The sequence below is a fragment of the Streptomyces sp. NPDC006655 genome (assembly GCF_040703965.1).
Taxonomy (GTDB): domain Bacteria; phylum Actinomycetota; class Actinomycetes; order Streptomycetales; family Streptomycetaceae; genus Streptomyces.
This window is the reverse complement of the sequence record NZ_JBEYJU010000067.1, coordinates 16669-39091: the sequence shown is the minus strand read 5'-3', so window position 1 is coordinate 39091 and position 22423 is coordinate 16669. Positions and strand designations below refer to the sequence as shown.

Sequence of the window (22423 nt, the reverse complement as noted above, 5' to 3'; positions counted from 1 at the left end):
ATGTCCTTTGCCGAGCTTCCTCAGCCGGCGCCCGGTGAGGTGCTGCTGATCTGCACGTGCTACGAGAACGGCAGGGCGCTGCGGGGCGGGCTCCTCGACGAGATCGCAGCCCGCCGGGAAGACGACCGTCTCATCCTCGAGGGCAGCGGCGTGCGGCTGCGCATGGTCGAGGACAGCGGATGGGACTACCTGCATGGGGGAAACATCCCGGCGCTTGTCCCCGGCAGCAGTCCCGTGCCGCCGGTCGCCGTTGTGGCGGACATCCCGGTGGTGTACGGCGGGGACGGCCCACTGCTGGTGGACCTGGCGGCGATGCCCGGCCGCGGCGTCCGGATCCCGTCGGCCCGCCTCGGCGAGATCCTCGCCGTCCTGCTGGACGGCGCGCTCACCTTCGACGACCTGGTGCTCGGCATGGACCGGTACGGGACGTACCAGGGTGACGGCGGCCGGCCGGCCTTCCCCACACCCACGTCGACACCACCGCACCGGTCCTTCCCACCTCTTCCCTCCACCGCCGCGGCCCTGCTGGTCCGCACCTGCTTCGACGACGAGGCCGGCTGGCAAGCCCTGCTCGGCGAACTGGGCGGAACAGACGCAGACGGCTGGGTCGGCGCGGACCTGGACCCGGACGAGATCGACGAGGAGCACTACCCGTTGACAGCGCTGGTCGTCAGCGACCCTGCCTTCGAAGGCCTCCAGCCGGGCCAGGTCCCGGCGCTCGTCCCGCCCGATGAGCACACCACGCTGGTCGCGCTCGCCGACGCCCGCACCTTTGCCGAGCCCGGACGACCGCTGACCGTCGTCGACCTGTACGACAGCCCGGGGCAGCAGGCCGTCCTTCCATGCCGCGAGGTCGGATCGATGGCGTGCAATCTGGAGATCGCCAACATGGACTTCCACGAGTACGTCGCCGAGGAGGGCATGAAGCCGTGGTGGGAGGGCGCCTGAGACACGTTCTGTCCCTCCGTGTTCGGGCGGAGCGCACAAGAAGTTCGGCGTGTCGTGCGAGGCCTGGCGGTGTCGGTTCCTACCAGCAGTCGGAGCTATGTCGTCCCCATGCCGAGAGTCCAGTAGTAAGATCAGGAGCCTTCGATATAGCCGACTCCAGCCTCCCTGAGATAAGCCAGCAACCATTCACTGAACGTCATCTCATGAAGAGTCCAGGCCGGACTGTCAAGCTCCTGAACCAGGACGCGCCAGGGCGACAAGGGTCCATCTGGAACACGAAGGAAAACCCGTTCTCCCGTCGTGGCCGACGCCACCGGCAGCAACTCACCGGGGTTCGCCCCAGCCGGACTCCGCAGGAGCGCTGACATGTCCTCCTCCCGCCACATCTCCAGATCCCCCCTGATGGTCTCTCCCAGGCTGTGCAGAAGATGGCCGGCGGGGTGCTCCAGGTACAACTGCCCGTTGATCTGGATCGAACCATAGGCATTCACGATCTCACGAAATTCCGCAGGGAATTCCATGCCGAATTCCCGCTCCATTTCGACCCACGGCGCCGCATCCGACCAGTTGATCACGCTGAACGTCCCCGGACGTGCCTCGGCCAGCCAACCCCGGGCAACCGGGCGCTTCGCCTTCGACCGCACCCCCTCGACCTTCGCCGGAACCGCCTCCAGGCCGAGCGGCCGCTCTCGGAAAGACAACAACTTCTTACCGCGCCAAACAGCTCGCCCAGGGCTGCACGGGAGCCGACGCCGACGGCATCCCCGGCTACGCCTCCCTCAGCACGCTCGGCGGACACGCCGGCTGTACCCACGACAAGGTTGCGAAACCCGCCTGGTGAACCGCGCAGGCACGGGGGACGTCGCACGGCTGGGGGCGTCCGATGGCGCCCCGGTGGATCACCGCGGACGATGGTGCCGAAACCTCACGGCACGGCAGCGGACCCCCGCGGTCGCGCCGCACACGTGTGTCCCAGCACGGTCGTCGGTCTCGGTCTCAGTCTCGGCCTCGGTCTCGGTCTCAGTCTCGGTCTAAGGAGGTTATCGGGTGCGGACTCCTCCCAAGCCGCACAACGGCTTGCGCCCGAAAGCGTTACGGCCCTCGCTGAACACCCCGCGGGCCCGGCTCGACATGACCGTGATCCTGCTGGTCCTCGTCGCGACGACGGTGCTGCTGGGCTGGTTCGGTCTCGGCAACTTCGCCCATGCCCTGACCTTCCCGGGTCGCCTCACCGGTGCCGTCTTCATCGCGATCGCCTTCACCACGCTCCTGGCCGTCGGGGCGACGGTGGATCACTGGACCGGGCACAGCTTCCAGCACTCCGGCCTGCTCGCCCTGATCGGTGTGTTCCTGGCGCTCCTGACCGACACCATGCTCCTGCTCAGGACGCTGAAGAACGGCGATCTGGTGGTCTTCCCCGTGGTGTTCGGCGTATTCACGGCGGCGGCGGCGTGGGCTCTGTACGCCGTGTGGCGGACGTCGGTCACGGTCCCCGCCCCGAAGCGGGTGGCCGCCGCGGTGATCGTCTCCTCGGCCCTCGCCGTCGCCAATTTCGGCTACCAGAACCTTTACCTGCCCTACCGGCGCGAGACCAGGCCTCTCATCACGTTGTCCGTGGACAAGGCTGTGTTGAGCAAGGACCGCAAGGCGTTCGCCGTACCGGTCGACATCACGATCCAGAACCACGCCGATGTGGGGTTCTACGTGCTCGGTACGGAAGTCCACGCCATGGGGGAACGAGTGGGGCTGAGCCCCAGGGACCGCCTCCGCCAGCAGTGGCGAACCGATGCCGAGCAGTTCGCCCGCTCCTCGGGGGAGATGAACCCGCTCTCCCGCAGGGAGATCCACCAGCCCGGCGAACTGGTGGAGGCGAAGCCCTGGATGCAGCCCGGAAACTGGATCGAGCCGAACGACGCCTTCACCACGCGCATGGTGGTGCAACTACCCTTGGACACGCGGTACGACCAGGTGGCCTATTACGCCAGCGCGAGCCTTGCGCGCAAGGATCAGCTCGTGCTGGAGCCACCGCTCAACTTCGTGGCGACCTCCTGGGGTCGTGGCGACATCCCGAAATGAGTGAAGGCCCAGCAGCAGAAGGGACTCGACTCCCTCGTCTACCGTGCTCGGGTCCACGAGAACAACGCGATCGACGAAGCCATCAGGGAGCCGCGCTTCGTCAGCCTCTATTGGACGTTCGGCACGCACGGCGCCAGTCTGCAGTCCAGCATCACCCGCAAGGGCGAAGACGACAGTGGCCAGTTGTCCGGGGAGGACCAGCGGGCGCTGGTGAGCCGGTACGGACTCGTCGATCTCTTCGCCGGCCCCGTCGAGCGGACCCTGTGGGACATCAAGAGCCAGCGCTGAGCCCCTCCAGCCAGGCCACCAGCGCGAGGGAGCTGTTCATCCGGTCCCAGGAGTGCGCGTCGCCGATGCCGAGCTGCGCCTCCCGCACGGCCCGGCACAGCGTCTCGGTGTCGAACATCTCCGTGACCAGCGGATGCCGGGCAGAGCAGCACAGGGCGATGAGCTCGTCGCCGTGTCTGCGCAGGCCGCGTACGTAGAGGTCGTCGAAGGGGACCTTGACCTCCCTGCCACGGATCGGGGCCGGGAGCAGGTCCGCCAGGGCCTCACGGAGAAGGGCCTTGGGACGGCCCGGCCGGAACGTGGCCGCGGCGGGGAGGCGGTTCATCGTGGCGACCACCTCGGGGTCGAGGAAGGGGTGTGAGAGGAAGAACCCGTCCTGCCCGGCCCGGTGCCAAGACAGCGGGTCGGGGGCAGCGAGGTAGTTGGCGGCGTCGTACAACGACTGTTCCGGTCTGCGCCCGAACACGAAGCGGCTCTCCGCGACGCGGGCCTCCCGGAACCCGTGAACCCGCGCGAATCCGGGCCGCAGCCATCGGGGGCGGGCGAAGGCGCCGAGTCCGCCCAGTACGGAGCCGCCCCGGGACAGTGTGGCGATCCGTTCGGCCGTGAGTGGGAGAGTCGGCCGGACCACGTAGGAGTGGACGATGTCCCGCAGGCCCCGTTCGCTCCCCTCGGCCCAGGCACGTGCCTGCCGGGTCATCTGCCGGAGTCGGCCCGTGCGCGCGAGCCTGTGCAGGTGGAACGGGTTGGCGTCGGCGACCGGGTCGGCCCCGCAACCGGTCAGGAGGGTGTCGCAGCCCAGGTGCGCGGCCTCGCCGTGGAGTCTGCTCCAGAACGGGGCACGGAACGCGTGCGCATGAGGTTCGTCCGTGTCTCCCGCGTGGTGCCGGAAGTCGTCGAAGTCGGCGACGTCGTCCGCGTCGACGATCACCGGGCGGGCGGCGGGGGCGTGGCGGCGGATCGCCTTGAGCGCGAGGCCGAGGTACGGCTGCTCCATGGCCAGCTCCCCCTGGGAGAAGCGCCCGGCGAGCAGGACCAGTTCCCCGGGGCCGTGGGTCCCCGAGCCCAGCAGGCGCGCGGCGAGCAGCGCGACCCCCGTGGAGTCGGTGCCGCCCGAGACATGGCATGCCGTCCTCGCGCCCATACGGCGCCCGACGGCGTTCTTCAGCGTCAGGCGCAGCTCCTGCGCGGCCTCGTCGAGGCAGGGACCGCCGGCTGGCGGCGCGGGCGCGCCGGTGACGGGACGGGCGCTTCGCGGCGTACGACCGCGCAGCTGTCCGGTGAGGGACAGCTCCACCACTTCACCGCCGAGCACGCGGTGCACGCCGGTGAACGGGGTCAGGTCCGTGTGCGGTTGCGCCATGTTCCCGGTGAGGTACCGGCAGAAGTAGCGGGGGTCCAGCCCGTCGGCGCTGCCCAGGGCGCGGGCGGACGTACCCACGGCGTTCACGCGGCCCCCGGACTCCCCGAAGAACAGGGGGACGCGTCCCTGCTCGTCACGGGTCAGGAGGATGCGGTCGTGGCACACCAGCACGGCCGCGTAGTCACCGGCCGGCGTCGGCGGAGCCGCTCGGTGCCGGTCGTCGGCGCCGAGGAGGGCGCGTGCGCCCGTCACCCGGTCGCGGGCCGAGCCCACCCAGCCGACGACGGCTGCGGTGCCGGCCGGCGAGGAGACCGTCGTCACGAGTCCCTGACCCGCCATGGCGTCGGTGGTCCGGAGCCTCGGAGCACCGCCCGCCCACTCGAGGCGGAGGGCGTCCATGTCACCGTCCCCCGCCGTCGATCGAGAGGACCGGGTCGAAGACGTGCCCCCGCGGATCGGCGTCCGGGATGCACAGACCGGCCGAGACCGTCCAGGCGTGCAGGGCGAACGGGTGGTCGCGCACACCGACGTGGAGTGCGGCCTCCAGACCGGACCGGCGCAGCAGGAGGAAGGCCGTCACCGCCTCGGACTTGCAGTCGCCGTCGACCAGCCAGCTGCCGCGGCTGTGTGTCTGCACCGCCCGTTTCAGCCGCAGGACCTCCTCCGTACAGGGCACGTCCGCGCGGACGTACTCCGGGGCGGCCAGGGACAACAGCCGCAGGACCCGCCCGAATCCCATGGTCCGGATCAGCAGGTGCACTCCGCGCAACCAGTGCCCGACACCAGCGTCGGCATGATGCTGCTTGCGGCGGTCCCGGACACAGCCGGCACGTAGGAGCACGGCGACGAGCTCGGCGCGTTCCTCGGGGGTTCCGTCGGCGAACTTACGGAGGTCCGCCGTCGTCATCCCGAGGAAGCGGGTCCGTTTCCAGTCCGCTATCAGCGCTCCGCCGGACATCCCGCTGACACGGCAGTGCGGTGACAGGATCCTCGCCAGGGCTGCCATGGCACGGGTGTCCTCAGTCACCGCACTTCCTCCAACGTCCAACAGTGAACGGCGTCAGGACAGGTAACCGTGACCGTCGTAGAGTCCCCCGCTGAAGCCCCGGATCAGACGGCCGTCGCCGAGAAGGACCAGCCGGTGTGAATGACGACGCCGCAGAAATCGGAGAAACGTCGCCCACCTCCAGATCGGGCAGGGCCGAATCAACTCCAGGCTACTCTGGCCGGAATGCTCCGCAACCGGGCCGCCGACGCCGATCGAGCCGGGCGTCCACGAGCGCGGCGCCGCTTAGGACCACACACCGTCAACATGCCGTGCACGCAGGGGCCTTGCCCACGATCACGGTCGTCCGGTCGGCGGCGCACGCCGGATGCAGGGGATTCCGCCCCGCGAGCCGGTGGCCGGCCCGGGAGGCTGCGCCGAGGAGCTCAGCCGTGAGTCACTCCGAACCCCCGGCCGGACGGCAACGAAGCGGAGAATCCTCCGCTCGGCCATCGGCTGGATCGACTTGCGGAGGATCCGGGGGTTTGGTGCCGACGTCGTGGTGAGCGGGGCGGGCGTATGCCTCGCCGGTGGCGAGGACTCGTCCGACGTCGCAGCGGGTGTCCTTGATGAGGGCAGCGGGCCGTCGTGGTCGAGCCACGCGGCCCGGCGGGTCAGCCGCGGGTGCAGCCGGTCCCACGCCTGCGCGGTCGTCTTCCCGTAGAGCCGGGTGTCCGTGACCGTCAGGGCCTGCTCGGTGCCCCAGGTCGTGCGGTCGCCGAAGACGAACTCGCCGCCGTGCTTGGGCGGCCAGCCGCCTTTGGGGGTGGCCAGGTGGAACTCTTCGCGGGAGGGTGTCGGACGCCGCATCACGCGATCGGACCGGAGCCGGCCGAGGATCTCTCCGGGCAGGCCGTCCAGCAGGTGGGCGATGCGAGGGGCGTCGTATCCCGAGTCCAGCACGACCATGGACTCCGGATCACCCGGCTTCCACTGACCGGCGGCGACCAGCCGCTCGACGACTCGCGGATCTGCGCGGTGGTCACCGCGGCAACGTCGGCGCCGGGCTCAAGGCGGACCGCGTCCAGCACCGCTGTCCAGGCCGTGCGGCTGCTCTCCAGCGCGGCCACGACCGAGTACGGCCGGCCGGGCACCATCTGGTGCTTGCCGTCGCCCCGCCTGAAGGTGGGGCAGAAGCCCGGTCAGCACTTGTGTTGGCGGCCGGCCGCAGCCACGGCGAGAATCAGACGAAGGCCGCCTGCGTATCCGTTGAACTGCGAAAACGCCGATCAAGTTCGAGTCGCATTCGACGCCGGACCATAAACGACAAGCTGACGGGTCGCGCCGCCGCCGCACACGCGCCGGTCAGTGGTGCCGCCGGCGGGCGGGCATGGTCCTGCGTGAGCGCAGCCTGGGCTTCGGCTGTTGCCGCCGGCGCCGCTTCGCTGCGCCCCTCCCACCACTCTGCGCGCGGGGCCTTCCAGGCGGAAGCGTCTGCTTGAGCTGCGCGATGGCGGTGTCGATCGCCCGCAACTCCTCCTCGGCCCGCCCCGGTTCCTCCGCGTCGAGCCGCACCAAGGCGTTCCGCGCCTGCTCGTGCACGCGAATCACCTTGCTCCGCGGACGGTTGCCGCAGCCGTACGACTGGGCGAGCACCGCCTGCGCGTGAGCTCTGTTGAACCTCAGTCTCCAGGCCCGGACTTCAAGCTGGTCGTAGAGCTCCAGCGCCCTCCGCGCGGCCTTCTCTGCCTCCGAGGCCTCCTTGCGGGGGCCGGAGACGCCGTGCCGGGGCCGGTCCGCGGGGTCCAGCGCGAGCAGGATCTCCGCGTGCAGGCAGTTGGTCCAGGCCTCATGGACGCGGTTGGCCCACTGGTCCTCACTGCGCATGCGGTCGTACTGCCGCAGCCCGTGCTCGACGTGTTCCAGCGCCCTGAGCAGGTCTTCGCGGCGGCCGGCCGACGATCCTGAACGCGCCCTGCCCAGGTAGGCGTCCGCCAACCGGCCGAGCGCGAGGGCGTGCTGTGGGCGGACCGCCTCACGGTACTTGCGCTCCAGGACGTCGTAGTGACGGTTCAGCGCCTCGGTGTGCCGCTCGATGCTCGCGTCCCACTCCTGCCGGGCGGCGTGCTGCACGCCGAGGACGGACAACGCCTCGGCGATGTCCCGCTTCCACAGGCCCGGGCACTTCTCGCGTAGCGCCTCGTAGGCCTCGACGCTCTCTGTGGCCTTCTCCACTGCCTGGTCCACGCGCCCGTCGGCGCCGAGTTGCCAGGCCAGACCGCGCAGCGCGGACGCCCTCAAGTACTGGATCTTGTCCGGTCCGTGCGCGTCGCCCGCGGGCTCCCGGGCCAGCCGGTCGACGAGTTCGCACGCCTCGGTGGCCGCCTGCAGCGCTTCCCGTTGGCGGCCGATGCGGTGGGCGGCGGTGGCCAGTGTGCACAGGGCCGTCACCAGGCCGAAGGCGTTCCGGTGCGTAGGACTGTGCTGGAACAGGGACTCCAGACGCCGAATGGCGTCACGGGCGCAGTCGTCGGCGGCCTCGAACCGTCCGATGTCGACCAGCCGGTCCGCCAGGTCCTTGAGCGCTCCGGCCAGGGCGAACTCGTGGTCCTCTGACGGGCTGAGCTGATGCAGCGCGTGACAGGTGTCGACGGCCTGCCCCGCCACCTCGTGTGCTTTCACGCGCATGCCGGAACTGGCCAGGTACTGGGACCAGCGCTGCAGCGCCCGGGCGAGCGCCCTGCGGTCCTCCTGGGCGGCCGGCCCAGGAGCACGCCGGTAGTGCCGTACCGCGTGCTCCGCGACGGCGGTGGCCATCTCCAGCAGGACGTCGGGGCAGGCGAGGTCCAGTTCCTCCAGCACCTGCGCGGCCACTTCCTGGGCCGACTCCTTGCGCATCGTGGTGTTCAGGGCACAGGCCAGCGAGGTACCGATGGCGCTGGCGAACTGGTCCTGGTCGGCGGCGGCGAGCCGTTTGACCAGCCCGACGATCGAGCGGGCGTGGTCGCGCAGCGCCTCGTCCAGCACTTCGCGGGCCCGGTGCTGGGCGGACGTCCTGCCGGCCGCGTAGCCGGACAGTCCCGGGCCGTCGGCGCAGTCGGTGCCGGTGCCATCGTTGTCGCCGCTGCTGACCGTGTCACCGGTGTCGCTGGTGTCGCCGGTGTCGTCCATGTCGGCGGTGAGTTGCAGGACGTGGAGGACGTTCAGCACCTGGCGTGCCTGGTCCGTGCCGTCCTGCGGGATCCCGGGGCCCCGGCCGCCGACGTCGAGCAGCCGGTGGGCCAGGTCGGGAAAGGCCACGATCACCTTCGCGCCCAGCCGCTCGGCCAGCCTCAGCGGCTGCAGGGACCGCAGGTAGCCGTCGCCGGTGAACTCCGCGTGCTGCCAGCGGGCGAACGCACGCGTGAGCCACTCGGGCTGGTCGGCGAGATCGGGGACGAGCCGCAGCCGGCGTGCGGCCTCGGTCTCCCGTTCCCCTTCCGTCCCGCCGCCGACCACGGCCAGGCTTGACACGGCGACGACCCGCTCCAGCAGTACCGGGTCGTGCGGGAGGTCCTGCCGCTCGGCGGAGACCTGCCACCTCTGACGCTCCACATCGAGGGCGTAGTCCAGCAGGGCGTTGGCGCGGGAGCGCGTAGGCGGGCCCGGCACGGTCGCGTGCGTCTTGCACAGCATCGTACGGGCGTCCACCAGGGCCTGGATCAGAAGCAGCAAGTAGCTGCCGAAGTCAGGACCGTCAAGACCGGGAGCCTCCCTCTCGTGCCCGGCCACGGGCTCCCCGGCGGCCTCACCACCCGGCATAGGAGCAGCCTCACCGCCCGGCATAGGAGCAGCCTCACCGCCCGGCATAGGAGCAGCCTGACCGCCCGGCACAGGAGCGGCCTGACCGCCCGGCACAGGAGCGGCCTCGCCGCCCGGCACGGAAGGCGCGGCCGGGCCGACTTCGCCGCCGCGCCGGTACCAGACGCAGAACGCTTCGAAAGCCACCCGGTAGACCTCCGCTCGGCCGGCCTCCGGCAGTGGCTGAAGCGGCGGGGGGTCCTCGTCGTCGGCCAGCGACTCGTACCGCCGCCTGATCGCCTGCCACCACGGACCGCCGCTGTGGGCGACGGCCAGGATCCGCAGCGGCCGGTCGTTGCCGCTCTCGGCGACCGCGGCGAGGAGAGCGTCCAGCTGACCGGCGTGCGCGTCCGCGTCGTCGACGACGAGCAGCCGTGGCTCCGTCAGGGCGCAGACGCCGGCGAACTCCACATGGGAAGGGTCGACCAGACCGGCGACCCAACCCTTCCCGCCCATGGCGCGGCACAGCTCGCGTGCCAGACGGGTTTTGCCGACGGTGCTGCCGCCGGAGAGCAGCCGGATGCGCTGCCGGCCCTGCCCCTCGCGGTCCTCCTCGCACCAGCCGGTCAGGGCGTCGAGCTGCTCCGCCCGCCCGAGGAAGGGGACGACGCCGTAGCGGGACTCGAGCAGGTCGGCCTCGGACCACTGGTCGCTCGGCGGCGGGGGGCTGTACGCGGACTTCAGCACCTCGCCACCGGCCCATACGGGGTTCAGCGCGACACGCGGCACGGGCGTCGTGTCCCCGGTGGCCCGCAGCAGAAAGGCGTCGGCTTCCTCCAGGCCGTCCTCCCCGAAGAGTTCGCTGACCGGCAGTGCGATCAGGCGTCCCTCTATCATGGCGCGGTCTTCGGTGATCACGCCGACCAGGTGGTCACCGCTGAAGAGGGCCGCACCCGACATCCCGCTCCACAGCGACGTGCCCCCGGTGACCGGTGGCGACCCCGTCTCGATCTGCAGGTTCAGGCACCGCACCCGGTGCCGCGAGCCGGATTGCGGGAGTACCTGCCCCCGCACGTCCTCCGGGTTGACCAGACGCTTGGCGCCGGCCTGTGCCACGCCTGACCTCGGAAAGCCCAGTGCCTGAGCGGGAACCGCCTGCTCTCCGACGAGACGTCCCAGCCGGACGGGTCCCCAACGGCCGCCCAGTTCAGGCTCGAAGGGATCGCGGGAGGCGGACTCCAGGAGTGCGAGATCCAGTTCCCCGGTCTTCCGTACCACGACACGAAAAGCGTGTGCCTCGGAGAGATCGTAACGGCCGTTCATCCGTGAGTATTTGCGGACCTCGACGGTGGAGCCCTCCGGTCCTACGCAATGGCCCGCCGTGAGTACGGCTTCCGGTGTCAGCAGATAACCCGAACCCCTGCGGTCAGCGGCGCGCAGGGAAATCAGCCGCTCGATGTCCGGACCCGTCATTCCGCGTCATCTCCCTTGTCGGAGACTTGAGTGCCTGGCGGCAGCGTGAGCTTCATGGTGACCCGGTGTGTGCTGGATCTGGCGTGCGTGAACTCGCCCCCGGCCTGAACGACCCAAAACTGCACACCTGCCTTGCCCCCGGCGTTGTTGGTGATCTCCACGGCGGCCTCCACCTCGACCTCCGCGACGCCGAAGCGTAGTTCTTCCCCCTGCGCGCGCCACTGAGCCGCCAACAGCTCGCTCCGCAGCGCCGTGATCATTTCTCCAAGGCCCAATTCGTGGTCCTCAAGTGACTGTTGCTCGTCGGTCATGGCGGGTACTCCTTCACCGCAAAGCCTTCCGGTCAAAAAGGCGACGAGGGGAAGGCGGGGAGAGATCCCTTCACTTCCATGCTCGAAAGTCCACGGCCGAACGGCAAGCCCACCTTGACTCGGCGGAGAAATTCCACACTTCAACGGTGTTCGGTTCAATGACTTCGGGGTTGCGAATTCGTATCCGCCGTGGGAGTGTTGTGAGTGAATGTCCTGTCCTCCCGCACTCACCGGGACCACAGAAATTCGGCAACCCTTCCCGTCGCGAACGGCGACGTTTTCTCCTGGGAAGAGGAGGCCTCAAATGACCAGGATTGCTCACAAGTACGGCCGTCGCGCCCCGACCCGGCGCCCGTCCCTCGCGTTCGCCCGGATGTTCACCGGCCAGGTGCCGGCGCATCCCCCGGCCGAGGACTACCTCGCCGCCATGAAAGGCGGCTGGAACATGCTCGGGAACGACACCGCAGGTGACTGTGTGGCCGTGACCTGGGCAAACGTCCGCCGACTCGTCACGGCAGCTTCGGGTGACGAGCGCTATCCGGACCAGGACGCCGTCTGGAAGGTGTACGCGACGCAGAATCCCGACTTCGATCCGCACGGCAGCGCGGACATCAACGGGCCCGGCTCCTCCGCCGACAACGGCATGGACATCCAGACGCTGCTGGAGCGCCTGGTCCTGGAGGGCGGGCCGGACGGCGCCAAGCCCCTCGCGTTCGCCCGCGTGGATCCGACGAGCCCCGACGAGGTCAAGGCCGCGCTGGCGATCTTCGGCTTCGTGTGGACCGGTGTCGTCGTCCAGAAGGCGAACGAGGCGGAATTCGCGGCGGAGAAGCCGTGGGACTATCACCGCAACTCGCCCGATGCCGGGGGCCATTCGGTGATCACCGGCGGCTACGGGCCACCCGGCCTTGGTCCGCTGGGCGGCGACGAACGCTTCATCACCTGGGCCGAGGAGACGAGCTTCACGGATGCCTACTGGGGACGCAACACGGACGAGGCATGGGTCGTGGTCTGGCGGGAACACCTGCAGCACCCGGCGTTTCTTGAGGGTGTCGACCTGGAGACGCTAGCCGCCGACTACACCGCGCTGACCGGACGGCGGTTCCCGTCGGTGGTTCCGGCCTGACCGCCGGTCCGCGGTTATCTGCGTGTTATTCACATGGGCACCCTGCACGCCCGCGCTGGACGCCGGGGACTGCGGGTCGCGGTCAAGGTGATCCATCCGGCCCACGCGGAGGACCCGAGTTCCGGGCCCGCTTCCGGCGGCAGGTACAGCTCTCGACCCGGGTGCAGGGGCCGTGCCTGCTGCCGCGGTTCGCCACCGACACCGAGGCCGACGCGCCCTGGCCGGCGACCGTCTACGCCCCCGGCCGGACCTCAGCGGGTACCTGGTCGAGCACGGCCCGGTCACCGGCGCCACCCTGTACGCCGTCGCGGCCGGACCGGCGTCATGACCGGCACGCCCGAGTGGATCAGACCCGACTATCACCGCACCAGCGAGTCGGGACCCGAGGGCGACATGTTCGCTTGGGGCGCGCTCGTCGCGTACGCGGCCACCGGGCGGCTGCCCTTCGGTACCTGCGCCCCGGAATCCGTGGCGTACCGCGTGCTCTCCGGTGAGCCCGACAGCGACGGAGGGCCGGAGGCCGTACGGGAGATCATCGGGTGGACAGCGACGATGAGCCGCTGCTGCGCGGCCGGATCTACGGAGCCGACCCCGACCACCCGGGCCCGAAGCCGGGACGGAGCTACGCCGAACTGGTGGGCGGGCCGCTGGACGGACTGCCGCTCGACATCACCGGCTGGAGGCCGGAGGAGATCGACGACGGTGTCTCCCTGGACACGGAGCTCGGGCAGTTCGGCCCCGGCGGGCGGGCGCTGTACGATCCGCGCCCCGGCGACCCGGCCCGCTGGCACTGGGGCGGCGACAGCCCCTGACGGCCGGCCGCTCGGTCGGGTGAAGACACGGCAGCGGCGGAACTCTCCCCGGTCGCCCGGGCGTAGTGCCGTACGGCGGGTGGTATTCGCTGTCGGGTGCGGTCAACGGCCTGATGTCCAAACCCACGCGCTGGTTCCCGCCAGGAAACAGGCAACGGTGTAGCTGCCCAGCACGGGCAGCAGGAGCGCCGCGAGCATGACCCACACACCGAAGAACAAGTGCACGAAGCGGGGAACGGATGAGCGCGGATCCAAGCCCAGACGGCTACGGGCATGCCTGGTCACCTGGACCGACGCGCCGAACGGTTGGGCATCCGCCCTCACGACGGCGTGGCGTATGGAGCCCTCCGCCCGCGTGTTACGGCCGATCGTCAAGCGCAGGCCATGCCGGTCCCGCAGGCGCAACTCATCGATCGTGCCGCCGTATCGGCCCATCGCAGCGAATCGGCGGACACTGGCCAGAGCGTCCAGCTCGATGGTGCGGACGCCGGTGAGCGTGCGGGCAGAAAGGAGCCGTCTTCCCTCGACGGTGGAGACGTGCGGCGTGCCCGCTTCTCCGAACCAGATCACGTATGCCAGCGCTCCAGCGACGAATCCCGCCCCGGTGGCGATCCCGGTGTCCGTCTCCTTCAGTACATGAGTTCGGATCAGCCCCGCATCCGCGAGGACGACCGTCGCCCACGCCGCGCCCACGATCCCCAGCCCCTGCCGCATGCGGCGACGGGCAAGCCAAGGCTCCGTCGGGGAGGGCGGCAACTTTCGCCGCGAACGGCGCACGTGCCGGTCGAGCCGCCGACGTTGCACTGCGAGAGACGCCTTGTTCTTGGTCCATGAAAATCCGTGCCCCCACATGGCCGCAGGTTAAGCCCACAGGAGACGGGCGGCCAGGCGTTGCGCACCGCTCACGGCAGCAATCTCGTGCTCGTCGCGGTGCTGGAGCTGAGCGAAGTCGGCAGGGTCGAGGAGCGGGGTCGATGGGTTCACAGGCTCCAAGATCGAGTAGTTGGAGGGCGTGGTCGGTTCGCGACCGGTAATGGTCTGTCGCGGCGGCGATGTTCGTCCAGCCGGCCTGGCGGATAAGGCCGATGGCGAGGTTGCGGAGGGTTGCCATCGCGCAGGGCGCGGTGCCGATGCGGACGCTGGAGGCGTCCTCGGCGAAGGTCACGTCTCTCACGTGGTGCAGTGCCTCGACCTGTCAGTGTCCACGGATCAGTTCGGCTATCCGTTCCGGGGTGGCCTGTTCGGGGGCGAGGCTGGTGACCACGTGGATCGTCTTGATGGTGGTCTGGTTCGTCGTGCGGATGGGCGGCGGCGCTCCGGCGGGCGGCCTCCGGCGTTCGACCGCGAGGACTACAAGGCCCGGCACGCGGTCGAATGCGGGAGCAACCGGCTCAAGCGCAACCGGGCGGTCGCCACCAGGTTCGACAACGCGCCGTCCGCTTCGAAGCCACCGTCCTGATCGCCGCGATCGGTGAATGGTTACGACCGGCCTGAACTGTCGGTTCCGCGTGCCATGCTGACGGCCACCAGGGGGAACGGAGCGAGGGTAGCGCTGCTTGTCCAGCCATCGGCCGGGTGGGGAGCCGTCCTGGGGGTGTCGCGGGGGACGGCGAGGTGGCCGTGGGTCTCGGCGAAGGGCTGGGCGTGTTCGACGGTGGTGTGTCAGGGGTGCGCGCGGGGGCGACCTCAGGCGTGGTGCCGATCAGCGTCAGGAGGCGACCGGGCGCCGTCACACCTGGACACCGTTGTTGAGCAGCCAGTTTGAGTGGTCTATGGGTCTTTTTCGGCGTGCCGTGGTGATGGCCGGGCGTGACCCGGCGCCCTGGGGCACGGGGAGTTGTGGACTTCATCATCGTGGCCGTCGTCACCGCCGTCGCCACCCTCACCGCCGCGGTCTTCAACAAGCGGCGCGGCGGGCCGGGGGAGGGTGCGCAGTGAGGTGGCGTGAGGCGGGGCTTCGGGTTGTGGCGGGTCCTGGCATCCTGGCCGGGACCCTCCGGTCGGAATCGTCGGGCCTCATTTCCTCGCCTGCAGGGGTCCTGCGGTCTCACGGCACGAGTTGTCTGTTCGGGGGTACGTGCTGGGGGTGCGCGGCGTCGGGCATGGAGGGATGTTCAGGCGCTGGGGCACGGTTCGTTGGGGAATGACGGGAAGGTCGCGAGGTATGGCATGTACGCGGGCGCAGGCGAGCACCCGGCATCCCAGGCATGAGCGCAGGGGAGAGGCACGGCTTCCGGCGGTGGTCGCGACCCTGGCCGCGATCGCCCTGTACCTGCTGCTGCCGCAACGGCTGCTGATCGCTCCCCGGTACGTCCTGCCCGCCCTGGAGTGCCTGCTGCTCATCCCGCTCATCGCGATCAACCCCAAAAGACTGACCCGGCAGACGAAGACGTTCCGCGTTCTGTCGCTGACGCTCGTGGGCGTCATCGTGGTCAGCAATCTCGTGGCGCTGGTCATCCTGATCCATGAACTGCTCTACGCCGGGGTGAAGGACGGCCGGTCCCTGCTGATGGCCGCGCTGCAGATCTGGCTCACCAACATCATCGTCTTCGGGCTGGCCTACTGGGAGCTGGACCGGGGCGGCCCGGTCAGCCGCACCCAGGCACCCCGCTCGGCCCTGCCGCTGGCCGACTTCCGCTTCTCCCAGGACGAGAACGACGACGCCGTCCAGGAAGTCGCCGACGGAGCCAGCGCCACCTCGGACTGGGTCCCCACACTGATGGACTACCTGTACGTGTCCACCACCAACTCCACCGCCTTCAGCCCGACCGACACCATGCCGCTGTCGACCCGCGCCAAAGCCCTGATGGGCGTGCAGAGCATCTCCGCTCTGCTGACCTCGCTCCTGGTGATCGCGCGGGCCGTCAGCATCCTGCACTGACCTCGCCGGCCGGCCGACCGACCGCCGCGCAACCGCCCGCGCGGCGTACATCCACGGCCCATACACCGCACACTCCACGGGCCCGCGCCCGGTCTCGACGCGCCCCGCCCCCGCCCGGCCGGTGCGGGGCCGTTCCGTGCTTGCCCACCGAGGCCCAGCGAGGACACTGAGACAGCGGTGAGGGTCAAAAGCTGCGGCGTGGCCGCGCCACGCGCAGGCAGCCGGGTGCTCACGGTGGCGTTCGCCCTCCTGGCGCTGCTCGCATGCGGTGTCGGCGGGTACGCGCTGTTCGGGTTATCGCTGCCCGCGCCGTCCACATGACGGTGATGACGCTGACCACGGAAGGCTTCTCCGGCGCAGCGCTGCGCACCACCGCCCTTCCGCACGAGGTGAGGGCGCACCTCGTGCGGAGCTCGCCTTCCTCGACGCGCTCACCATTGCTGCCTGTGAGCGTCTCGCCGGTCCTCCACGAGGCGCCCCGGCTGCCCGGGCGGAGCCTCCGAAGCGCTTTCTTCCTGGTCGCGGAGGTATTCCTCGAGCCCGGGCGGCCGGTAGTCGCCGTCCTTGCCGTAGCGCTCCAGGGCCTGCGCCGCCGGGAACTCGTTCCCGTCGAGCCGCCCGTCCTCGTCCGCCGCGCGTCCGAGGGGCCGGTGGAACGGCTCGGCCAGCCGGTACAGCCCGGTCCGGGAGGTGTGCACCTCACCCAGGACGTCGGGCCGCACCCAGAACTCGATGCTGTCCTCCGGCTTCGTCCCACCCGGCCCGGTCGCGCCGAGGACCTTGGTGTCGAACGCGAGCCCGTGCCGGCGTGCCTGCTCGATCATCCAGAGCAGGGTGATGTCGGACAACCCTGTCTCCCGGTAGCCCCCGCCGACGTCGCAGTGCACTCCCGCGAACCACGCCTGCCTCAGTTCCTGGCCCTGCTCAGCCGCTCCCGGCTGCTGGTGCCACAGGGCCGGCCGGAACGCCGAGCGCTGTTCGTCGATGGCCAGCGCGTGGAAGGCCGCCCTGACCCGGCTGCTCAACCGGGTGTCGTGGAACGCCCAGTGACGGTTGACGCGGTCCACGGCCGGTTCGAGCCGCCGAGAGGCCGGGAGCGGGATGCCGAGGGCACCCACCGTGTCCCACACCCCGATGAAGCGGATCTCCGTCTCCCGGGCGTACGACCTGCGGAACAGCGTGGAAGCCGTGCCGTTCGGCATCTCGATCCGGTCGCGGTAGAGCTTCCAGGCGTCCTGGATGCAGCCGGCGTGCTCCCGGCGCAGGATGCCGCAGTTGCGCACCAGACCCGCCAGGCTTCGGACGGTGAACGCGCCACGGCTGAAGCCGAACAGGAACAGCTCGTCGCCCGGCTCGTAGGTCTCGACGAGGAAACGGTAAGCGTCGATCACGTTCCGGGACAGGCCCACGCCGAACGCGCCCCCGCTGAGGTGCTCCCAGCGGCTGGTGCCGACGCCGCTGTGGTAGTACACACGCTGGTCCTTGCCGCCGGCGCCCCCTGGGCGCACGGCCATGGCGACCTTGCTGACATTGGTCCTGCTCGGCTGGTCGGCGAAGTTCCACGTTCCGTCGCAGCAGATGACGAGGCGCTTTGACATGACGATCCTCCTGGTGCCGGGAAGGAGCCCATCGGATCCTCCCCGGGCGTCACTTCGCAGAGCGCGTCAGTCGGCGTCCCACAGGCTTGTGTGCTCCTTGTGCGCCTCCGTCAGGCCGTCCCGGAAGAACCGCTCGTAGTAGTCCAGTTCGGGATGGTGGACCTGGAGCCAGATGCCGGGCACCTGAACGGCGTCGACGTGCGCGGGGAACCGGTCGTGCGTGGCGTGAATGTACTCGCACACGTCGCGCGCGCATTCCACGACCCGCTGGTCGTACTCGCGGGCCTCGGCGAGGTAGCGCTGCCCGTAGTCGTTTCGGTATATCCCTGTGAAGATGTCCTTGTCATGATAAAGGCCCTTCGGGCCGAACTTCGTCCGGACGACCGCGTCGACGGCTTCCGACATCGACGGGTAGTACGGCGGACAGGCCGCTTCGATCAGCGGTTCGCCGTCGACGCTCAGCCCGACCGGATGAGACCGTGCGGCCGCGAACCTGGGCAGGGGCAGCTGCCAGCGCGGGAGATCCAGCGGGCGCCAGCGGGGGGTGACGAAGTCAAAGCCGAGCATCCGCCCGTACCGGGCCGAGAACTTCGGGTCCCCCAGCATGATCTGGGGGTTGATCGAGGCATGGATCCAGGCGCCCAGCCCCATGGCGTCCGCGGTCAGCATGAGGTTCTGCAGCAGCAGCTCGGCCTCGATCTGGGTCCGCAGCGGGCCCAGCACACCCAGTGGAAGCTTGAGGTCCTTGTTCAAAAACCCGTTCCGCACCCAGGTGCGCACCCCGGCGGGGCGGTAGAAGTTGCGGTCGTCCACGAGTGTGGGCCGAGCTCCGTCCGGTTGGGTGAGCAGATACATCAGGCCGTTGATGTACTGGTGCGAGAGGTCGACGACCGGCAGGAGGACGGTGCTGCCCGGCAGGTTGGAGAGCACCCGGTTGGAGTCGAGGTAGGCCGGGAAGTCGCGCATTCCCTCGGCGACGTCCAGGCGGTGGTCCAGCACCCGCACCTTGGCCTGCCGGGCCCGCTCGACCAGCGAGCCCGGCTCGAAGGAGGCGTCCGGGGACGGCGGCAACTTGCGCAGGTAGTAGGTGCCGCTGTCGTTGATCATGAAGAAGTGGGTGCCCTGCGCGTTGTCCGGGCTGCCTGCCGTCCGGCCGACCATGTTGAGGTTCGGCTTGGCCATGATCGGCTTGCCGTCACGCGGATCCTCGAACGGCCGGTCCGGCATCGTGAGCCCGGTACAGCCGGTGAGGGCGATCAGCACCGCCTCCTCCAGCTCGCCCAGCGGGAGCGGGGCATCGGACGAGCGATAGCTCATCGAGCCCGCGGGGACGGCCGCACCCCGGCTGACCCGGTGGGTGCGCCGCCGCCAGATGGTCTCCAGGAGCGGCCGCGCCAGCAGCGCTTCGATGCCCCGATGCCGGGTGGTCACCGTCATGATGCTCTCCTTGTCCCAGGACGCGCTTCGGCTCAGGACGCCGTGTCACGGGGCCCGTTCGGCGGCACCGGCACCGGCCGCCACGGTGCGAAGGCGCTCGCGTCGCGCGGCAGGAGGCTCGCCAGCTCCGGACAGTGCCGCAGGACGACCTCGGTCATGCCATTGCGGTCGATCCAGTCCATGCCGAGCGGCGTGTAGAGCTCGGGGCGGTAGTCCACGGTGAGGAAGCGGTCGCTCTGCAGCCTCCGGGAAGCCATCAGGACGAAGACGCGGAAGGCCGTGTCACTGAACCCGAACCCGGTGGGCGGGTTCTCGGCGAACAACCCGACCATGGTGTCGATCTCGTCGACCGACCGGTAGAGCTCCTTCAGCCTCGCCAGCGTCCCGGGTTCGGCCGTCAGGTCCTCGAAACGGCGGATGCGTTCCTTGTGCAGGCCTGACCGGAAGTCGTTGTAACGGGGGACTCCGCGGCGCCGATTCCGCACCAGGTCGACGACGGAGAGGTCGATGATCTCGCCGTCCCGCTCGAAGTGCTGCAGTGCGCGGGGGTAGTTGTGCAGCGTGATCGCGCCGGGATGGGCGATGCCGAACGAGTACAGCGAGTCGGGCAGCCCGGTCTTGCGCATGAGGGGCTCGGCCTCGGCGCCCTGCACGTCATCGAAACCGAGGACGTCCAGCCGCCGTCCGAAGCGGTGGTCGCAGATCTCGAAGTCGTCCGGGATCAGCGGATGCATCCGGTAGACGGTGACGAAGTCCTCGGTGAGGGAGTAGGGCGCGCCCTGGTGGTCGGGCACGGTCTTGGGTATGCCGGTCAGCGAGTGCGCCTCGAACAACCAGAGCCCCAGCCGTTCCAGCCACTTCGCGGGTGGGCCCTGCCAGTTCGTCTTCAGCGCGATGTCGATCGCCTCGGTGGCGAGGATCGCCGGTGTCCACTCCACCGTGTGGATTTTGGCGATGAGCGCGGACACGATGAGGCGCGCCGTGTGGTAGACGCGCTCCTCCTCCATACGCGGATACTCGCGCCGCAGCGCTGCGCACACCATGTTGTGCTCCCTGGCGAACAGGGTGTGCATCACGCTCAGGCCCAGCCACCAGTTCTCGCGGACACCGGTGAGCGGGATGCCGTTCGGGCCGAGCGGCAGATGGCCGTCCTCCAGCCGCAACTCGGCGCCACCGTCGGCGTCGCGCAGGGAGCGGGCGGCCTTCTCGTCGCTGCCGTAGAGTTCCGAGCCGTCCCACCAGTGGGAGGCCGAGTCGCTGAAGTGGACCGGCCCGCCGTCCCCGGCCATCGCCACGTTGTCGGCGAACCGCATCACGTGTTCCGTGGGACCGCCCGGAGTGTTGTGCCAGTCGACGTCCGGCGGGAGCGGTATCTCCACGCTGGAGGTACCCGTCGGGTAGCGACTGTGGTTGACCCAGTCGTGTACCTGGAACTGGATCCACGCGGCGGCGAGCAGGTTCAGGGACCGGGCGGGCACGAAGGTGTCGCGGTGCAGCAGCAGCCTGCTGACCTCGTACGGACTGGGCACGTCGAACAGGTCCGGGCGCAGCACGGGAGGCATGTTGCGGCCGAAGGCAGCGCCCACGGCTCCCATCGTGGGGGCGGACAGGTCGTTGAACGTGCCGTCGTGGCTGCGGGCGCCCCGCAGCGACTCGTCGACCGGCGGCGGCACCGGGAACGGCTGCGGGGGTGCCTCGTGGACATCGGTGTCGATGAGGTTCTTCCTGCGCATCGTCCTGCGCAGGAAGACGAGGTTGAGCAGGTCGGCCGGCAAGGGCAGCCGGTACCAGGGCACCCACCGGTTGAGGAGGCGGAAGGCGGCGCCCACCGGAGTGCCCAGCACTTTGTTGCGCAGGGGCTCGTCGCTGGTGAACCGGTAGCCCAGCCGCTGTGCGCTGCTCGCCTGGTAGGCGGCCTTGCGGGCGCGGTTGAGGTTGCCCAGCGGACGGAACGCCTCCGTGGTGTGCCAGGGGTTGAACGCCAGCTCCTCGATCCGGCGCGCGGACGCGCGGGCCTCGGCGGTGTCGACGTTCTGGCGGGGGACGGTCACGGTGGCCACGGGGATGGTGGGGGCGTCATCCTCCCGCCATTCCACCGAGGCGTCCTCGACGGGGGTGATCGTCTCGTCGACGTACCGCTGCACGAGCAGTTCGAAGACGACGTCGCCGTGGGCCAGGCGCTGGGCGAGCTCTCGGCTCAGATGGTCGCGGTCGGCGCGGGACGGTGCGGGCGCGTCGGGCGCGCCCCGCACGGGACGCAGCTGGTAGCGCACCGGCCCGGCCTCGCCCCACAGGATGGCGCCACGGCTCCAGTACGTCTCCAGGGCCAGGCTGCGCACGTCACCGCGCGCGCCGGCCCGCACATTCCGGCGCATCCGGGCAGCGGTCGACCAGCCTACGGCGAAGGGCAGTTCGACGAACAGGGCGAACGCCTTCTGCACACGCGTACGGGCGCCCGCCATCGTTTTGGCGAACGCCACGAACTCACGGGCGTTGCGCGCGTGGGACACCGGAAAGTTCGTCATGAGGAGGTCGTGCGTGCCGTCGGACGCCTCGACGCGGAGCGCCGCGCCGCGCATGTCGGGCAGGGAGTCGGCCTGCGGGGAGCCACTGGCGTTGGAGAGCCGGAGGGTGACCGGGTACTCGGCACCGGGCAGGACGAAGCCGATCCGCAGCTCGGGCGGCACCTGGTCATGGATGCGCAGACGCGCGTTCTCGACGCCGAGCACCGGCTTCGCGTGGAAGGTCCTGGCGAGGGCCGCCGCGCCGCTGGACTTGCGGTTCCTGGCCTGAACCCGCATCAATTCCTCGGCCAGTTGCTCGAAGACCAGCCGCTCGGCCTCCGCGCTGCCACCGTCGTACCGCTCGTACTGCGCCGTCCTGCTCATGATCGCGTCGTTCCCTTCCCAGCGGAGTCACGCTTCTGGCCGCGCGTCGAGCCACGGGCGTCTTGGGTGCCGCAGTCTGCCGTGGCACCCGTCGCTGCCCCCCGACCGCCGCGCCACGCCGCGCACGGCTCGCGCGGTACTCGTAGGTGCTGTGCGGGATGCCGGTACGCCCTACGGGATCCTCAATCCTCTGGCGAGGCGGACCGGCACGGGGCATCGATGTCGAGGAGGGTGGAGCCGGCGGGTTCTCCTCACCACCCGGCCCACCACACCATGTTCGCGCAATCCGTGACCGCCCGCACGTCGGCGGTGTCTCGCGCGGCCTTGGCAGGAGGTTCCGGTCCGACGGCGGCTGTGGCTGTAGGAGCGGATACGTTCGCGGCGACCCTGTTCTAGCGTTCGCGGCGACCCTGTTCTAGGGTGACAAAAAGGAACGTTTCGCCCCAAGCCTGTGATC

17 protein-coding genes and 2 pseudogenes are annotated in these 22423 nt (G+C 70.0%); 8 read left to right on the top strand and 11 right to left on the bottom strand.

Annotation, left to right across the window (positions count from 1 at the left end):
* On the top strand, positions 1-948 hold the full coding sequence (locus AB0958_RS31035; RefSeq protein WP_366893789.1) for a hypothetical protein: 948 nt from the start codon (positions 1-3) through the stop codon (positions 946-948).
* A gap of 131 nt (positions 949-1079) precedes the next feature.
* On the opposite strand, the gene AB0958_RS31030 is transcribed toward AB0958_RS31035, so the two are convergent.
* Positions 1080-1487 (bottom strand): SMI1/KNR4 family protein, encoded by a 408-nt coding sequence (locus tag AB0958_RS31030; RefSeq protein ID WP_366893799.1) that lies wholly within the window; start codon positions 1485-1487, stop codon positions 1080-1082.
* A 508-nt stretch (positions 1488-1995) separates the two neighbouring features.
* Here AB0958_RS31030 and AB0958_RS31025 point away from each other — a divergent pair.
* Both AB0958_RS31025 and AB0958_RS31020 read left to right on the top strand, forming a co-directional pair.
* Positions 1996-3024, top strand: coding sequence for a hypothetical protein (locus AB0958_RS31025; RefSeq protein WP_366893788.1), 1029 nt, complete (start codon positions 1996-1998; stop codon positions 3022-3024).
* Complete coding sequence (locus AB0958_RS31020; protein WP_366893787.1) at positions 3025-3312, top strand: hypothetical protein; 288 nt, start codon at positions 3025-3027, stop codon at positions 3310-3312.
* Here the strand turns inward: AB0958_RS31020 and AB0958_RS31015 are convergent.
* From AB0958_RS31015 to AB0958_RS30995, 5 genes and pseudogenes are all read right to left on the bottom strand, one after another.
* Positions 3296-5074, bottom strand: a complete 1779-nt coding sequence (locus AB0958_RS31015; protein ID WP_366893786.1) for an asparagine synthase-related protein — start codon at positions 5072-5074, stop codon at positions 3296-3298. The genes AB0958_RS31020 and AB0958_RS31015 overlap by 17 nt on opposite strands.
* Before the next feature lies 1 nt (position 5075).
* On the bottom strand, positions 5076-5702 hold the full coding sequence (locus AB0958_RS31010) for a lasso peptide biosynthesis B2 protein (RefSeq protein ID WP_366893785.1): 627 nt from the start codon (positions 5700-5702) through the stop codon (positions 5076-5078).
* A 591-nt stretch (positions 5703-6293) separates the two neighbouring features.
* Positions 6294-6900, bottom strand: a pseudogene (locus AB0958_RS31005) (transposase); the annotation flags it as partial.
* A 125-nt stretch (positions 6901-7025) separates the two neighbouring features.
* Positions 7026-10913, bottom strand: a complete 3888-nt coding sequence (locus AB0958_RS31000) for a trypsin-like peptidase domain-containing protein (RefSeq protein WP_366893784.1) — start codon at positions 10911-10913, stop codon at positions 7026-7028.
* Complete coding sequence (locus tag AB0958_RS30995; protein ID WP_366893783.1) at positions 10910-11224, bottom strand: trypco2 family protein; 315 nt, start codon at positions 11222-11224, stop codon at positions 10910-10912. Before AB0958_RS30995 ends, AB0958_RS31000 begins: the two co-directional genes overlap by 4 nt.
* A 304-nt stretch (positions 11225-11528) precedes the next feature.
* Between AB0958_RS30995 and AB0958_RS30990 the strand changes: the two genes are divergently transcribed.
* Both AB0958_RS30990 and AB0958_RS30985 read left to right on the top strand, forming a co-directional pair.
* Complete coding sequence (locus AB0958_RS30990; protein ID WP_366893782.1) at positions 11529-12350, top strand: hypothetical protein; 822 nt, start codon at positions 11529-11531, stop codon at positions 12348-12350.
* A 539-nt stretch (positions 12351-12889) separates the two neighbouring features.
* A complete protein-coding gene (locus AB0958_RS30985) occupies positions 12890-13162 on the top strand; it encodes a hypothetical protein (RefSeq protein ID WP_366893781.1) in 273 nt (90 codons plus the stop codon).
* Between the two features lie 102 nt (positions 13163-13264).
* Here AB0958_RS30985 and AB0958_RS30980 read toward each other — a convergent pair whose 3' ends face one another.
* Together AB0958_RS30980 and AB0958_RS30975 are read right to left on the bottom strand one after the other, a co-directional pair.
* Positions 13265-13876: a hypothetical protein gene (locus AB0958_RS30980; protein ID WP_366893780.1), complete on the bottom strand. Its 612-nt coding sequence runs from the start codon at positions 13874-13876 to the stop codon at positions 13265-13267.
* Positions 13877-14357: 481 nt separating this feature from the next.
* Positions 14358-14528 (bottom strand): hypothetical protein, encoded by a 171-nt coding sequence (locus tag AB0958_RS30975; RefSeq protein WP_366893800.1) that lies wholly within the window; start codon positions 14526-14528, stop codon positions 14358-14360.
* On the opposite strand from AB0958_RS30975, the pseudogene AB0958_RS30970 reads away from it, so the two are divergent.
* A pseudogene (locus AB0958_RS30970) lies at positions 14475-14656 on the top strand (IS5/IS1182 family transposase); the annotation flags it as partial. The gene AB0958_RS30975 and the pseudogene AB0958_RS30970 overlap by 54 nt on opposite strands.
* Before the next feature lie 745 nt (positions 14657-15401).
* Complete coding sequence (locus AB0958_RS30965; protein WP_366893779.1) at positions 15402-16043, top strand: hypothetical protein; 642 nt, start codon at positions 15402-15404, stop codon at positions 16041-16043.
* Between the two features lie 431 nt (positions 16044-16474).
* On the opposite strand, the gene AB0958_RS30960 is transcribed toward AB0958_RS30965, so the two are convergent.
* From AB0958_RS30960 to AB0958_RS30950, 3 genes are all read right to left on the bottom strand, one after another.
* Positions 16475-17641: a DUF2235 domain-containing protein gene (locus AB0958_RS30960; RefSeq protein WP_366893778.1), complete on the bottom strand. Its 1167-nt coding sequence runs from the start codon at positions 17639-17641 to the stop codon at positions 16475-16477.
* A gap of 66 nt (positions 17642-17707) precedes the next feature.
* A complete protein-coding gene (locus AB0958_RS30955) occupies positions 17708-19078 on the bottom strand; it encodes a hypothetical protein (protein ID WP_366893777.1) in 1371 nt (456 codons plus the stop codon).
* Positions 19079-19110: 32 nt separating this feature from the next.
* Entirely contained in the window at positions 19111-21966 is a 2856-nt protein-coding gene (locus AB0958_RS30950; RefSeq protein ID WP_366893776.1) for a peroxidase family protein, read from the bottom strand.
* Here AB0958_RS30950 and AB0958_RS30945 point away from each other — a divergent pair.
* Complete coding sequence (locus AB0958_RS30945) at positions 21965-22258, top strand: alpha/beta hydrolase (protein ID WP_366893775.1); 294 nt, start codon at positions 21965-21967, stop codon at positions 22256-22258. The two genes, AB0958_RS30950 and AB0958_RS30945, sit on opposite strands and share 2 nt — an antisense overlap.
* Positions 22259-22423: the final 165 nt, after the last annotated feature.